Source organism: Neorhizobium sp. DAR64862/K0K3 (assembly GCF_050500185.1).
Taxonomy (GTDB): domain Bacteria; phylum Pseudomonadota; class Alphaproteobacteria; order Rhizobiales; family Rhizobiaceae; genus Neorhizobium; species Neorhizobium soli.
The window spans coordinates 410,391-423,003 of the sequence record NZ_CP191450.1; the positions used below are offsets into that span (position 1 = coordinate 410,391).

The window sequence follows — 12,613 nt, forward strand, 5'->3', positions numbered from 1 at the left end:
TTGTGTATGTTCGTTCTTCATGTCGCACTTCAAGGGTGTCTGCGCGGAAATAATGTCGAGTATGGGCTAACGGCCGATACCGGCGGGCATATCCGCTACTTGATGGATCTTGTCGGCGCCTGTGAAGCCTCTGACACCGCCTCCAAAATAGTGATCGCAACGCGCGCCTTCGAAGGCCACGGCGAGGACTATCAGCGGCCTTCCGAGGCCGTGAGCCCCCAGATTTCGATTGTACGGTTGCGTACCAACCGCCCCGATTATGTCAGCAAAGAGGATATGCATGCAGAGGTTGCATCCTTCAGCGAAGCGCTGATCGCTCACCTTCGCGAACATGGGCTTCCTGACATTGTCCATGCGCATTACGCGGATGCTGCGGTCGTCGCTGCGCGGATCAAAACGGAGTTGGGCATTCCTTTCGTTTTCACGGGGCATTCGCTCGGCAGGGTGAAAATTGCGGCCATGCCGGAAATCGCATCGGATGCATCCATGACGCATCGTCTTGCGGCGGAAGAATGCGCGCTTGAAGAGGCGTCCCTGATCATTGCGTCCTCGCGCGACGAGGCTGAGCTGCAGTACAAAGGATATGACAACTACGACGCCGGCAAAATCCGCGTGCTTCCGCCCGGCAGCGACCTTGATGCTTTTCAGGGCGCCCAGTCATCGGAAACTGTCGAGGTCCAGCTTTCCCGTTTTCTCGCTGAACCGGAAAAGCCTGTCTTGCTTGCCATCGCGCGCCCGGTCACCAAGAAGAACCTGATCGGGCTTGTACGGGCCTATGGAAAGTCGCCAGCGCTCCAGGAAGCTGCAAACCTTGTGATCCTCGCCGGCAACCGCTGCGAAATCGACGAGCTCGAACCGGATCTCGCGGACAACCTGCGCGAAATCCTTCATCTCGTCGATACATACGATCTGTACGGCAAGATCGCCTATCCGAAGATGCATCGACCGGATCTGGTGCCAGCCTATTATGCCTATGCTCGCGATCGCGGTGGCATTTTCGTCAATCCGGCACTCAACGAACCGTTCGGATTGACGCTCCTGGAAGCCTCGGCCGTTGGTCTGCCTTTGATCGCGACAGACAGCGGCGGCCCCAATGATATCGTCGAGACCTGCGGCAACGGTGTCTTGATAGACCCGCGCGACGAGGACGGTCTTGCTTCCGCCGCGCTGAAAATCCTGGGCTGCTCGGAAACGTGGCAGACTTACTCCAAGGCCGGCGAACGTGCTGTCGCCTGTTATGACTGGGCACGACATACCGAACGGTATCACGGCCTGCTCTCGGAGCTGATCGACAAGCCCGCAGCCAAGACGGAAAAGCCCTCGCAGCTACTGATCAGCGACATCGACAACACTCTGGTGGGATCGGTTCCGCATCTTCATGCCTTTGGCAATTGGCGGCGACAGCAGAGTGGATTGTCTTTCGGGGTCGCGACCGGTCGTTCCTTCCACAGCGCCATGGCCATTCTCGAACAGGAGGATGTGCCAAGGCCGGAAGTCATGATCACCTCGGTCGGATCCGAGATCTATCACCTGAGCGAGAACGGCGTCTCCTACGAGTATGACCGGCATTGGGCCGAGCGCATCGCCGAGAACTGGGACCGAAGCGGCATCGAGAGAGTTCTGCGCAAGGCAGGCTTCCTCACCCCGCAGGCGTCACTCGAACAGCGCGATTTCAAGCTCAGCTATTTCAGTGACGGCTCGAGCGGCGTCGTGGCACGCATCAAGGAACTGCTGGAAAAGGCAGGTTTGCGCGCGTCGGTGATCCACAGCCATCGACGGTACCTCGACGTCCTGCCGCTCAAGGCATCGAAGGGTACGGCCGTTGACTACGTCCGTCGTGGTGCTGGACTGTCTGAAAACATGGTGTTCGTCGCCGGCGATTCCGGCAACGATATCGAGATGCTTCAGGCCATCCCGCAGTCGATCATCGTCGCCAACTACTCGGATGGACTGGCCACGCTTCCTGCACTCAGCCATTCCTATATCGCCTCAGAAACCCATGCGGCAGGCATAATCGAAGGTGTTCTCCACTTCCGCAGACAGGCGGAGGCTGAATGTCTCTCAGTGTCCTGACCCTGGTTCGTGGCCGCGAGCGACATCTCGCCAACCTGATGCGCAGCCTTGGGGAGCAGTCGTGCCTTCCGACGGAACTCGTGATCGCCTGGATGCAGCCGGAGCCTTTCGAGGATCTGCCGAGCCTGCCGTTTCCGGTCAAGCACGTGTTCGTCGAGGGAGAGGACTTGCCGCTTGCTAAGGCGCGGAACGCGGCGGCAAACGCGGCGTCGGGGGACACACTCATGTTTCTCGATGTTGACTGCATCGCGTCGCCAACGGTTGTTGAATCCTACTCTGCCGCCTTGAACGAGCATGACGGGATCTGTCTGAGCGAAGTTCTGTATCTGCCTGCCGAAGTGACCGACTTCCGGGGAGACTACGGTGTGCTCGACGAGCTCGGCAAACCGCATGTCTCCAAGCCTCGGTTTCCTGAATTCGGCCGTGTCGAGCAGGAACCGGATGGCGGCCAGCTTTGGGGCCTGTCCTTCGCGCTGCGAAAACGCACGTGGCAAGCGATCGGCGGTATGGATGAGCGCTTCGTCGGTTATGGCGGGGAAGAAACCGACTTCGCCGCATCGGCAGAGCAGGCCGGAGTGAAGACCTACCGGGTGGGTGGCGCGCGCGTCTACCACCAGCATCACCCGGTCCTCATACCGCCTCTGCACAACTTCGACCCGATCCTTCGCAATGCCCGCCTCTTTCAGGAAAAGCATGGCCGCTGGTGCATGGGCTACTGGCTTGGCCAGTTCCGCGCGGCGGGGCTGATCCGATGGGAGGAGGTTGGCGATGCGCTGGACGTCCTGCGCTTTCCGGACCCGACTGAAATTGAGGCCGCGCGACAGCCCGGTACCGTTCTGTATTCATAGGAATCATCGAGTATGAAAAAGCCAATCGCGTTTTTCGCCCATCATCAGGGCCGCGGACATGCCAACCGTATTATGGCCATTGCCGAGCATTTCAGCCAGGACAGGCAGGTCTCTGTTCTGACGGCCGGGCCGGACTATTTCGAGTCCGTAAGCTCAAGCGTCGAGGTCGTCGCGCTGCCGAACATGATCGGCGAAACGGTCCCGACCGCGCGGCTGTTCGATGAGCCTACACCATCGGTCATGCACTGCGTTCCCTTGGGCCTGCCGTCGATGCGGAAAACGATGCGCACCATCGTCGAGCATCTCGACGACCGCGATATTGGTCTGTTTGTCGTGGACGTGTCGTCGGAGATCGGAATGTTGGGTCGGATCTGCTCCACCCCAACAGTTCAGATGCGCCTCCACGGCGACCGCAACGACGTCGGTCATATCGGATCCTACGAAGCGATGGTCGGCATTCTGGCGCCGTTCGACGAGCGTATGGAGCAGCAGGACTATCCGCGCCATCTTCGCGACAAGACGTTCTATACGGGTGGTCTTTGCACCACCCGCGATCAGGTTCTGTCCCGTGCAGAGGCACGCCAGAGACTTGGGCTGCCCTCGGATCAGAAGATCGTGCTGGTCATGACAGGTGGCGGCGGCAGCGGCACGCCCTATGCGCCGCTGACGATTGCCGCACGGGCCGTCCCGGATGCGCTGTGGCTCGTCGCCGGTCCTGTTCTGCGGGAAGGCCATGAGACGGATTTCCCCAATTTGAAGGAACTCGGCTGGGTCGACAACGTCACGGACCATATCGCAGCGGCCGATATCGTTGTGGCCTCCGCTGGCGACAACACGGTTCATGAGATTGCGCGTGCGGCCCGGAAATTCGTGGTGATGCCCGAATGGCGGTATTTTTCCGAACAGCATCGCAAGGCATCCGAGCTCGTCCGACTTGGCGCAGCGGTTTCCGCTCCATACTGGCCGGGAGATTACGAGGGATGGCGGGGGCTTCTGCAGCGTGCCGAAGAGCTCGACACGGAAGCACTTGCAACTCTGCACGAGCCGGCCGCTGCGGCCAGGGCCGCAAACTGGCTGGAAGAGCTCTGCGACCAGCTCTGGATGGGTGGTGCGCAGCGTATTGCAAGCCCGTTGCTCAAGGTCGTCTGATCATGGTCACGTTGACGACCGTCCTGCGCTCCGGGGGGCGCTACGAGCCGATCTGGGTGGAACGCCTTGCCCGCGGGGCGAGGCGGCATATTGCCGGCCTTGATCGCATCGTCTGTGTCACGGATTTCAATGAGGCAATGGACGGTGTCGAGACCGTCAAATTTCGCCATGACTGGCCGAAGTGGTGGTCGAAATTCGAGGCTTTCCGTCCCGAGCTCTCCGACGATGTCAACATACTCTGCGACCTGGACACGATCTTCATGTCCTCGGCCAGCGAGCTTGCATCAAAAGGCGATGCCGTTGTGATGGAGGATCATTTCCTGAAGTCTCGAGCGTCGACCGCGTTGATGCGCTGGAACAAAGACGATTTCTCGTTTCTGTACGAGCGGTTCAAACGCGATCCGGATCACTGGATTGCGCCGGGCAGTTGCGGTGCCGTTCCCAACTCCGTGCACGGCGACCAGGTCGTGGTCGACCATTTCCTACGCGACCAGCAACCGTTCCCGGGCTTCATCCAAAACGAGTATCCTGATCTACTCGATTTCTACGATCCGGTTCGCAAGAACAGCGGACCGGTACTGATCTTCATTGGGGATTCCAAGCCCGACAACGCGACGGCCGACGTCAAGGACGCATGGCTGAACAGCTAGCACAGTTGGGAAGTGCTAACTGCTGCCGATAGCAATTGGATGCTTCACCTCAGACTGTGAGCACGGCCCCGATTTGAGCCATTGACGCATCCATCTTCAGCACAAGTCCTGTGGGATTATATGCGACATCAACAGATCCCATCGAGCCCAGGCTCGACTTGATCAGTTTTGATCCGAAACCCTTGTGCTCTGGAACGGCGACTATGGGTCCGTCCACTTCGATCCAACTAAACTGAAGCCTGTTCTCGCCACCCTGTGGCACGACAGACCACTCGATATCGATATGGCCAACCTCGTTGGAAAGCGCACCGTATTTGACGGCGTTGGTCATCAGCTCGTGCAGTACAAGGCCGAAGGACATGGCAGCCTGGGGTCCGAGCATGACGGTCGTCCCACGAACCTTGATGCGGTCGCTATCCTGCATCCCGATATTGCAGACAGTGTTGGCCACCACATCGCGCAATTCTGCTCCGCGCCAATCCTCTTGCGTCAGCATGTCATGCGCTTTGGAAAGAGCGGAGAGGCGCGACTGGATCTTGTCGCGCGCATCGTCCACCGTCTGGGCGTTGCGCAAAGACTGGGTGGTGATGGCCTGCACCACGGCAAGCGTGTTTTTGACCCGGTGCGCGAGTTCGTGCATCAGCAGCTTTTGCGTTTCTTCGGCCTGCTTACGCTCGGTTATTTCGACAGATGCACCCGAAAAACGCACGGGCTCGCCGGAAGAGTCGCGGATGAGACGGCCCTTTGCGTGGACCCAGCGAACACCGCCACCTGGCTGGATGATGCGGTATTCGTTATCGAAGGTCGACTGTCCTTCGAACAACCGCCCCAGTTCCGCTTCGAACGCTGGCATGTCGTCGGGATGGAAATTCCGGGTGTATTCCTCAAGCGGCGCGCCAGCGGCTGCGCGACCCGGTTCTACCGTATAGATCTCGGCGAAGTTGGGGTCGGCATAGATCAGGTTCGTCTTCAGATCCCAATCCCAGATGCCGACCATTGTCGATGCGCCGAGAGCAAGCTGCAGGCGCTCTTCGCTTCGTGAAAGCTTGTCCTGCATGGATTTGAGCTCGGTGATATCGAGCGATACGCCGCACATCGCGACGGCCTGCCCCCGGTCATCGTGGACGAGCTGGCCACGCGCGAGCACCCAGGCCACAACACCGTCGGGACGGATGACGCGGTACTGGACATCGTAGTCCGAGCTTCCTGCCAGGGTTTCCTCCACCGCGGCTTGCATGCGGGGCAAGTCGTCGGGATGGATAGCGCTCTGCAGATCGTCATAGCTGAGGGACTGGTCCATGTGACGACCGAAGTTTTCCCGGCACACGTCAGAGGTCTGGAGTGCCATCGTCGCGAGGTCGAGCTCCCAATACCCGAGGCTTCCAGCCTCGAGAGTTTCCTTCATCCGGCGCTCGGAGCGAATGGCTGCCTGTTCCGCCTTTTTCGTTCCTGTGATGTCGCGGGAGATGGACAGGATCCGATCGGGCTTGCCGTCTCCTCCAAGGATTGGGGAAACTTTCACTTCCCACCACCGCGAGTTTCCTTTGGCCGTTTCCGCCGTCCCGACAAAGCTACAGCTCCGTCCGGAGCGCGCAGCCTCAAGCGCTTCGCGCGCTGCCGCGTTCCCGTCGTCTTTCCAGAAATCAGGCCACGGACAGTTGCGGATGGCTTCGAAATCGTCGATTTCCATGACGCGCATGCCGCCAGCGCTCATGAACGTAATGTTGCCGGCGAGGTCGATAACCTTGATACAGTCGTCGCTCGCGGACAGGATTTCCGCCATGAGAGCAACGTCCATCGTGTTTGCCAATGCGACTTCGTGCGGTCGCTGGGATACCGTGTTCATTGTGTATCCGATCGCAAGCGTATGGATATCCGTGTCGAAGTCATTGTCGGCCGTTTCTGAACTGCGAGTGCAAGGTAGCCGCGAGACGGCAGTGGGCGAATGTTGCGGGGAGTTCCCGGTAGTTCAATCAGTCTGCGTTACGGTGCAGGCGGCGCGACGATAATGCTGGGTGGAACAATCAACCCGATGTCGCCGCGCAGAAGTCGCGCGATGTATTCGAGAGCATTCTTCAAGCCGTTCATCGTATACGGCTTCTCGATTACACCGATTGCACCCACGAAATCTTCCGGAATGCGCTTCAGGTTTCCTGTGATGAATACGTACGGGATCCCCCGGTCGGCAAGGTGCCGCCCGACCTCGAGTCCGGTCGGGCCATCGGTCAGATGCACATCGACAAAGGCAAATTCCGGTATCTGGCCTTCCAGAATGGCCAGCGCCTTTTTCCGGTTCATGGCCTGACCGATTACAGAATGGCCCGCCGCCTCGACTTCTTCTTCGAGCTCAAGCGCCAGAAGGGCCTCGTCTTCAACGATCATGATTTTCAAGCTATGCTCCATATCAGCTATCTAGCGGCAAGATGATGCGAACAGTGGTTCGCCGACCCTCTACCTCACGTTCGATCTCGGCCTCGACCTGACGGCAGCACGTCTCCAGCATCAGCCGTCCGAATTCGTTATCCTCTTCGTCGACGTCAACCGGATCGGCCGTATCGCGGACTTCGATGATGAAATGCCCGTTTGGACGATTGACCACGAGGTGGATCTCTCCACCGCCCACGCTCAATCCGCGTCGGACCGCATCGCCAATGAGTTCATTGACGATCAGAGACAGTGGGGAGGCCTTGGCGGCGGGCACAAGAACCGGTGACAGATCCATGGTGATCCGGATATCGTCGCGCCCGAGCGATCCCACAAGGTCGACAACGTGATCGCGGGCAAAGTCGGCGACATCGAAGCGACCGACGTCGTTCGACATGAAGAGCTTGCGTTGCACCGTGCTGAGGGCCTCGACACGGTTGAGAACCGACAAAAGCGTATGCCGGACCGTTTCGTCCCGTGTTTTCCTGGCCTTGAGTTTCACGATCGAAGCGATGGTCAGCAGGTTGTTCTTGACGCGGTGGTCGACCTCGTGTACGAGGGTCGTCTTTGCATCGAGGGCCTGGGTGAGTTCTGCTGTTCGGGCAGCGACCTCCGCCTCGGCTCTCCGACGCGCCGAAGCGGACTGCATCTCCAACGTCTTGTCATCTGTGAAATCAAGCTGCGACGCGAAGTAGTAGAGCGGATCGCCCTGATCGTCGAACACAGGGCTGATGAAAAGAGCGTTCCAGAACGTCGAGCCGTCTTTCCGGTGGTTGACGATATCGATCGCGATCGACCTCTGATCCCTGATTGCTTCCCTTATCTTCTGAACTGACGCTGGGTCGGTCTCGGGTCCTTGCAGGAAACGACAGTTGCGTCCCACCAGTTCGTCCGCCGGATATCCGGTCAGGTCACTAAAGGCCTTGTTGGAAAAGATGATCGGATTGTCGTACTGGCGCGGATCCGTGATGATCATCGGCATCCGGGTTGCTTTGAATGCTGCGGAGAAGGGATCCTTGGAAGAATGCTCTGCAAGAAGCTTGTCCCCGGCGTCCTGTGCCCCCCTTTTCGCCGAGATCGAGTCGTTCATGAGCATGCCTAATTTACAATTTTCTTTCCAACGCGTGCTCTTGGCTAAATGTTCCGCGCGGTAAAGCCACACGACGGTTTGGGTGCTTTGTGTCACGCGGCCGCTTCAGACGCCGCATCTAAACAGCGCACAGATCTTGATCGTCGTGCAGGATATCACCGGGACAACACCAAAGACCGATGCAGTGGGAAACAAGCACTCGGCTGACAACCATCTCATATGATCGGTTCGCGCCGATATCCCTGAGCGCCTCTCGCTTGCTGATCGTGCGCTTTTCAGTAAGTGTAAATAACTGTAAATAAACGTAAATGTCAGATCCCTGATAGGAACCGCAACGAGCTTTTGCTGTTGTTCGCTTGCTATCAAACGAGCTGACATTGAAATACTCTGCATACCTCGCGACAGGATTGGTCGGCATACTCGTGCTGACCGGGATCTCCACTGCCAATGCCCAGATGATGGGGGCGAAGCCGCTTTCCAGGGGTGACGTTCAGCTTGTCCAGAAGCAACAGGGCAAACAGCATATGCTCAAGGGCCACCGCGGTATGAAGGAACGCCGTCAGGGCTACCGGCGCCACAGCGACGGATACTGGTACCCGCCCGCAGCATTCGCGTCTGAGGCTCCAAAGAAAAAACCAGGCCGATCCAACAACGCTCCGTCACCGGTCAGAAAATTCTAGGAGAGAACGCGACTCATGGGCACTCATCCTCGAGCCGTCAACGAGGTAGTGCCGCGTATTGTGCATAGCTGCACTGCAACATGCCGCCTTCCTACATTCGGATAAATGGAATATCCAGTCTTCCAACGAAGCAATGCACCTCCTCCCGCAGAGCTTCGTGTTCCAGGCGACCCACTCCTCCCAATGGGCGTCTGGCAGAACAGCGGCACTCCTCCTCCCAGCCGTTGTTCGATCTTTTCGAAAAGCCTGCCGCACCTCCTCCCGCGGCAGGCTTTTTCGTTTTGGGCGAGCCATAAGGCGCGCTCGACCGGCCTGCGCTTTGGCGCTGCAGCTTGCGCTTTGTGGCAAACAGGGATGTGAACGAAGGCGATGCGGTTCTTCTTTGAGGTTCACCTGTAGTTTTCGACAACCTTATGCCGTACCGAGCGTTTCGATCCTTTACCGACGTCGTCCAGGGAGAAGCGCGTGCCGCAGGAATTTCGTTTTGAGATGCTAGCTAAGTTCGGCTATGCCGCGCGAGGTGTCGTTTTTCTTCTGGTTGCGGCGTTGGCGCTGTTTTCGAGCTTCGGCGGCGGTCGTCCCGAAAGCAAGTCGGCCATATCGTCGTTGCTGGATCAACCGTTCGGCAAGGTGTGGGTCGGGATAATCGGCATCGGGCTTTTCTGTTTTGTGGCCTGGCGGCTTGCCCAGGCTCTGGCCGACAGTGACGGACATGGCAGCGATGCCAAAGGAATGGTCATTCGAGCAAGCCTTCTCGGCAGCGCCGTGACCTATGTCGGTCTCGGGATCTACGCAATCGGGCTTTCGGTCTTTTCGGGCGGCGGAGGCGGTGGTTCTGGAGAGAAGGGCCTGGCGACATGGATCATGTCCCAACCTTTCGGCTCCTACCTCGCCATCATCGCCGGCATTGGACTGTTCGCAGGAGGTGTCGTTACCATGATAAAGGGCCTGACGCGGAAATTCGAGAAGTATATCAGCATCCCGAGCAACGCCAGCTGGCTCACTTATGTCTGTGTATACGGTCTCGTCGCCCGCGGTGTCGTCTTTGCCGTTGTCGGCATCCTGTTTGCCTATGCCGGCTTCAAGGTCGATCCTGATCAAGCTGGCGGCATGGCTGACGCGATGGACTGGTTGAGCGAGCTGCCGGGCGGTGCGACCATCTTCATCGTCATCGCAGCCGGGCTCGCAGCGTTCGGTATCTATAACCTTGTCGCCGCAAGATACCGGACAGTCCGTGGCCCCTCCATGGCAGACGTCAAGCGCACTGTCAGCCGGCCCTTCAACTAGCCGATCGGGACCGTTGACTGGGATCCTGAACTCAGCTGGTCATCGAAATCGCGACCATCATAAACGCGTGAGGGGGTGGGAACGGTCCGTTCCCACCCCCTCATTTGCTATATCCGGCATGCCACGAAAGCAGTGACACGCAGGGCTATTTATTGCGTTAGGCGAGCATGCGCACCTTGGGTTCGCGATCCCAGTACCGCTTTGCAGCGGCCTTCAGGAAGCCGTCCATCCCGACAACACCGTCATCGGTTTCGACGCCGGCTTTCTGCAGCAGTGGCTGGGCCTCGTTCGTATGGCCGATAGCCTTGAGGTGGCCGAACGCATCCATCACCCACTGGACCGCTGCTGCTTCTCGGGTCAGCATGTCGCTGCCTTCCTTCGAGAGGAGAACCGCGACCGCGTCGAAGAGCTGTGACGGCGAACCGGCGAGCTGACCATCGGCTTTCGTTACGTTGCCGTCGGAAAGTTTTGCCTTTCCGATCTTAGGCGCAACGACGAATGCGGTGGCGCCAGCCTGGCTGATGGCGTTCTTCAGATCACTCAATGCCTTCGCATCGGTGCCATCAGCAATAAGGATGCCGATCTTTCGACCCTTGACCGTCTCGACCATGTTCTTCTGGATCGACAGGGCTGGCGACGGATCGAGATCGACCGGTTCCCGTGCAGCCGGATTGGCAGCCGGAAGGTCGATTCCAAGACCATCGGCGACCCGCTGCGCCAACTCCTCGTCAACGTTCAGAAGATTGCCAAGAACGCGCGGCGGAACGTGATCGAACTCGACCTTGGAAAGCTCGAACACGAAAGACGACGCGATATGCGCCTGCTCGGACGCTGTCTGAGACTTCCAGAACATCCGTGCCTGGCTGTAATGGTCGGCAAAAAGCTCGGCGCGGACCCGCAGCTTGTCGCCCTGTTCCTGATCACCTGTCGCCCGTTCGAACGACCGGAAGCCAGTTGCGGGACACTCGCGAGGGCCGCCTTCTTCTCCAGCCATTGAGAGGCTGTTGGGTTCGTAATTGGCACGACCCTTCGGAACGCTCATCTGCATCATGCCGTCACGCTGGAAGTTCTGCATGGGGCACTTCGGCGCGTTGATCGGCAGCTGATGGAAATTGGCCGTGCCGAGACGCGATTTCTGGGTATCCAGATAGGAGAACAACCGGCCTTGCAAAAGCGGATCGTTGGAGAAGTCGATTCCCGGGACGACGTTCGACGGCAGGAAAGCCACCTGTTCCGTTTCGGCGAAGAAGTTATCGGGGTTGCGATCAAGCACAAGCCGACCGACGATCTTGACCGGCAAAATCTCTTCCGGGATGATCTTGGTGGAGTCGAGCACGTCGTAGGGGAGCTTGCTTGCGAATTCCTCGTCGAAAAGCTGAACGCCGAGCTCCCATTCCGGAAAATCACCACTGTCGATGGCTTCCCAGAGATCGCGACGGTGGTAGTCGTTGTCGGCGGCCTGAAGCTTGAGCGCCTCATCCCAGATCGTCGACTGAACGCCGAGCTTCGGCTTCCAGTGGAACTTCACGAAGGTCGACTTGCCCTCTTCGTTGACGAAGCGGAACGTATGAATGCCAAAGCCCTGCATCATGCGCAGCGAGCGCGGAATGCCACGGTCCGACATGGCCCATAGAAGCATATGGGTGGTCTCAGGCATCAGCGACGCGAAATCCCAGAAGGTACCGTGCGCGCTGCCGGCCTGCGGATAGGCGCGGTCAGCTTCCATTTTCACCGAGTGAATGAGATCGGGAAACTTGATTGCATCCTGGATAAAGAAGACCGGAATGTTGTTGCCGACCAGATCCCAGTTGCCTTCCTGCGTGTAGAATTTGACGGCGAAGCCGCGAACGTCGCGAGGGGTATCGACAGAGCCAGCGCCGCCTGCAACGGTCGAGAAGCGGACGAAAACCGGAACCTTGTCCCCTACACGCTGAAACACGTCGGCTTTTGTCACGTCACTGAGGGATTCCGTGAGCTCGAAGTAACCGTGTGCGGCAGAGCCTCTGGCATGCACGATGCGCTCAGGGATGCGTTCGTGGTCGAAATGAAAGATTTTCTCGCGGAGAACGAAGTCCTCAAGCAGGCTCGGACCGCGATTGCCGGATTTCAGACTGTTCTGATTGTCGGAGATCCGAACGCCGTGGTTTGTCGTCAGGTGGGCCTGAGCAGGATGCGAGCCATCGGACGGAACATGCTGGTGGGTCTCGCCGCCTTCACCGCGGTCCGTATCATATGTCGTCGGGTCAGCCATTGGATGGTCCTTTGCTCGAATTCAATCCAGCAACAGATATGCCCGCGCGACGCTGCGGCAAGCGCCCGTCGGAGAGATTATCCAAGGGATTGCTTTCAAAGCTGCAGGTCAGGCACCGGCGTTGGCTGTGGGCAGAGCTCCCGAGAGTGGTCAGTAAAGGT

10 protein-coding genes are annotated in these 12,613 nt (G+C 58.6%); 6 read left to right on the forward strand and 4 right to left on the reverse strand.

Going from position 1 to position 12,613, the window contains the following annotated elements; genetic code table 11:
- The first annotated feature begins 6 nt into the window (after nucleotides 1-6).
- The 4 genes from ACQY1L_RS18755 to ACQY1L_RS18770 are packed head-to-tail and all read left to right on the forward strand — an operon-like array spanning nucleotide 7 to nucleotide 4,720.
- Entirely contained in the window at nucleotides 7-2,073 is a 2,067-nt protein-coding gene (locus ACQY1L_RS18755) for an HAD-IIB family hydrolase (protein ID WP_430245508.1), read from the forward strand.
- Nucleotides 2,055-2,921, forward strand: coding sequence for a galactosyltransferase-related protein (locus ACQY1L_RS18760; RefSeq protein ID WP_430245510.1), 867 nt, complete (start codon nucleotides 2,055-2,057; stop codon nucleotides 2,919-2,921). Before ACQY1L_RS18755 ends, ACQY1L_RS18760 begins: the two co-directional genes overlap by 19 nt.
- A 12-nt stretch (nucleotides 2,922-2,933) precedes the next feature.
- The gene (locus tag ACQY1L_RS18765) at nucleotides 2,934-4,070 is read left to right on the forward strand and encodes a glycosyltransferase (RefSeq protein ID WP_209899180.1); all 1,137 of its coding nucleotides are present in this window, start codon (nucleotides 2,934-2,936) and stop codon (nucleotides 4,068-4,070) included.
- A 2-nt stretch (nucleotides 4,071-4,072) separates the two neighbouring features.
- Nucleotides 4,073-4,720 carry a hypothetical protein gene (locus ACQY1L_RS18770; RefSeq protein ID WP_430245512.1) on the forward strand — a complete coding sequence of 216 codons (648 nt, stop codon included), beginning with the start codon at nucleotides 4,073-4,075 and terminating at the stop codon, nucleotides 4,718-4,720.
- A gap of 49 nt (nucleotides 4,721-4,769) precedes the next feature.
- On the opposite strand, the gene ACQY1L_RS18775 is transcribed toward ACQY1L_RS18770, so the two are convergent.
- The 3 genes from ACQY1L_RS18775 to ACQY1L_RS18785 all read right to left on the reverse strand — a co-directional run bounded on the left by ACQY1L_RS18775 (nucleotide 4,770) and on the right by ACQY1L_RS18785 (nucleotide 8,234).
- Nucleotides 4,770-6,566 carry a PAS domain-containing protein gene (locus ACQY1L_RS18775; RefSeq protein WP_430245514.1) on the reverse strand — a complete coding sequence of 599 codons (1,797 nt, stop codon included), beginning with the start codon at nucleotides 6,564-6,566 and terminating at the stop codon, nucleotides 4,770-4,772.
- A gap of 137 nt (nucleotides 6,567-6,703) precedes the next feature.
- Complete coding sequence (locus tag ACQY1L_RS18780; protein WP_430245516.1) at nucleotides 6,704-7,111, reverse strand: response regulator; 408 nt, start codon at nucleotides 7,109-7,111, stop codon at nucleotides 6,704-6,706.
- Between the two features lie 13 nt (nucleotides 7,112-7,124).
- Complete coding sequence (locus ACQY1L_RS18785; RefSeq protein WP_192078508.1) at nucleotides 7,125-8,234, reverse strand: PAS domain-containing protein; 1,110 nt, start codon at nucleotides 8,232-8,234, stop codon at nucleotides 7,125-7,127.
- Nucleotides 8,235-8,611: 377 nt separating this feature from the next.
- Here ACQY1L_RS18785 and ACQY1L_RS18790 point away from each other — a divergent pair, with 377 nt between their 5' ends.
- Both ACQY1L_RS18790 and ACQY1L_RS18795 read left to right on the forward strand, forming a co-directional pair.
- Nucleotides 8,612-8,914, forward strand: a complete 303-nt coding sequence (locus ACQY1L_RS18790; RefSeq protein ID WP_430245518.1) for a hypothetical protein — start codon at nucleotides 8,612-8,614, stop codon at nucleotides 8,912-8,914.
- A gap of 465 nt (nucleotides 8,915-9,379) precedes the next feature.
- Complete coding sequence (locus tag ACQY1L_RS18795; protein ID WP_062459479.1) at nucleotides 9,380-10,201, forward strand: DUF1206 domain-containing protein; 822 nt, start codon at nucleotides 9,380-9,382, stop codon at nucleotides 10,199-10,201.
- Between the two features lie 157 nt (nucleotides 10,202-10,358).
- Here ACQY1L_RS18795 and ACQY1L_RS18800 read toward each other — a convergent pair whose 3' ends face one another.
- Nucleotides 10,359-12,452 (reverse strand): catalase, encoded by a 2,094-nt coding sequence (locus ACQY1L_RS18800; RefSeq protein ID WP_192078506.1) that lies wholly within the window; start codon nucleotides 12,450-12,452, stop codon nucleotides 10,359-10,361.
- Nucleotides 12,453-12,613: the final 161 nt, after the last annotated feature.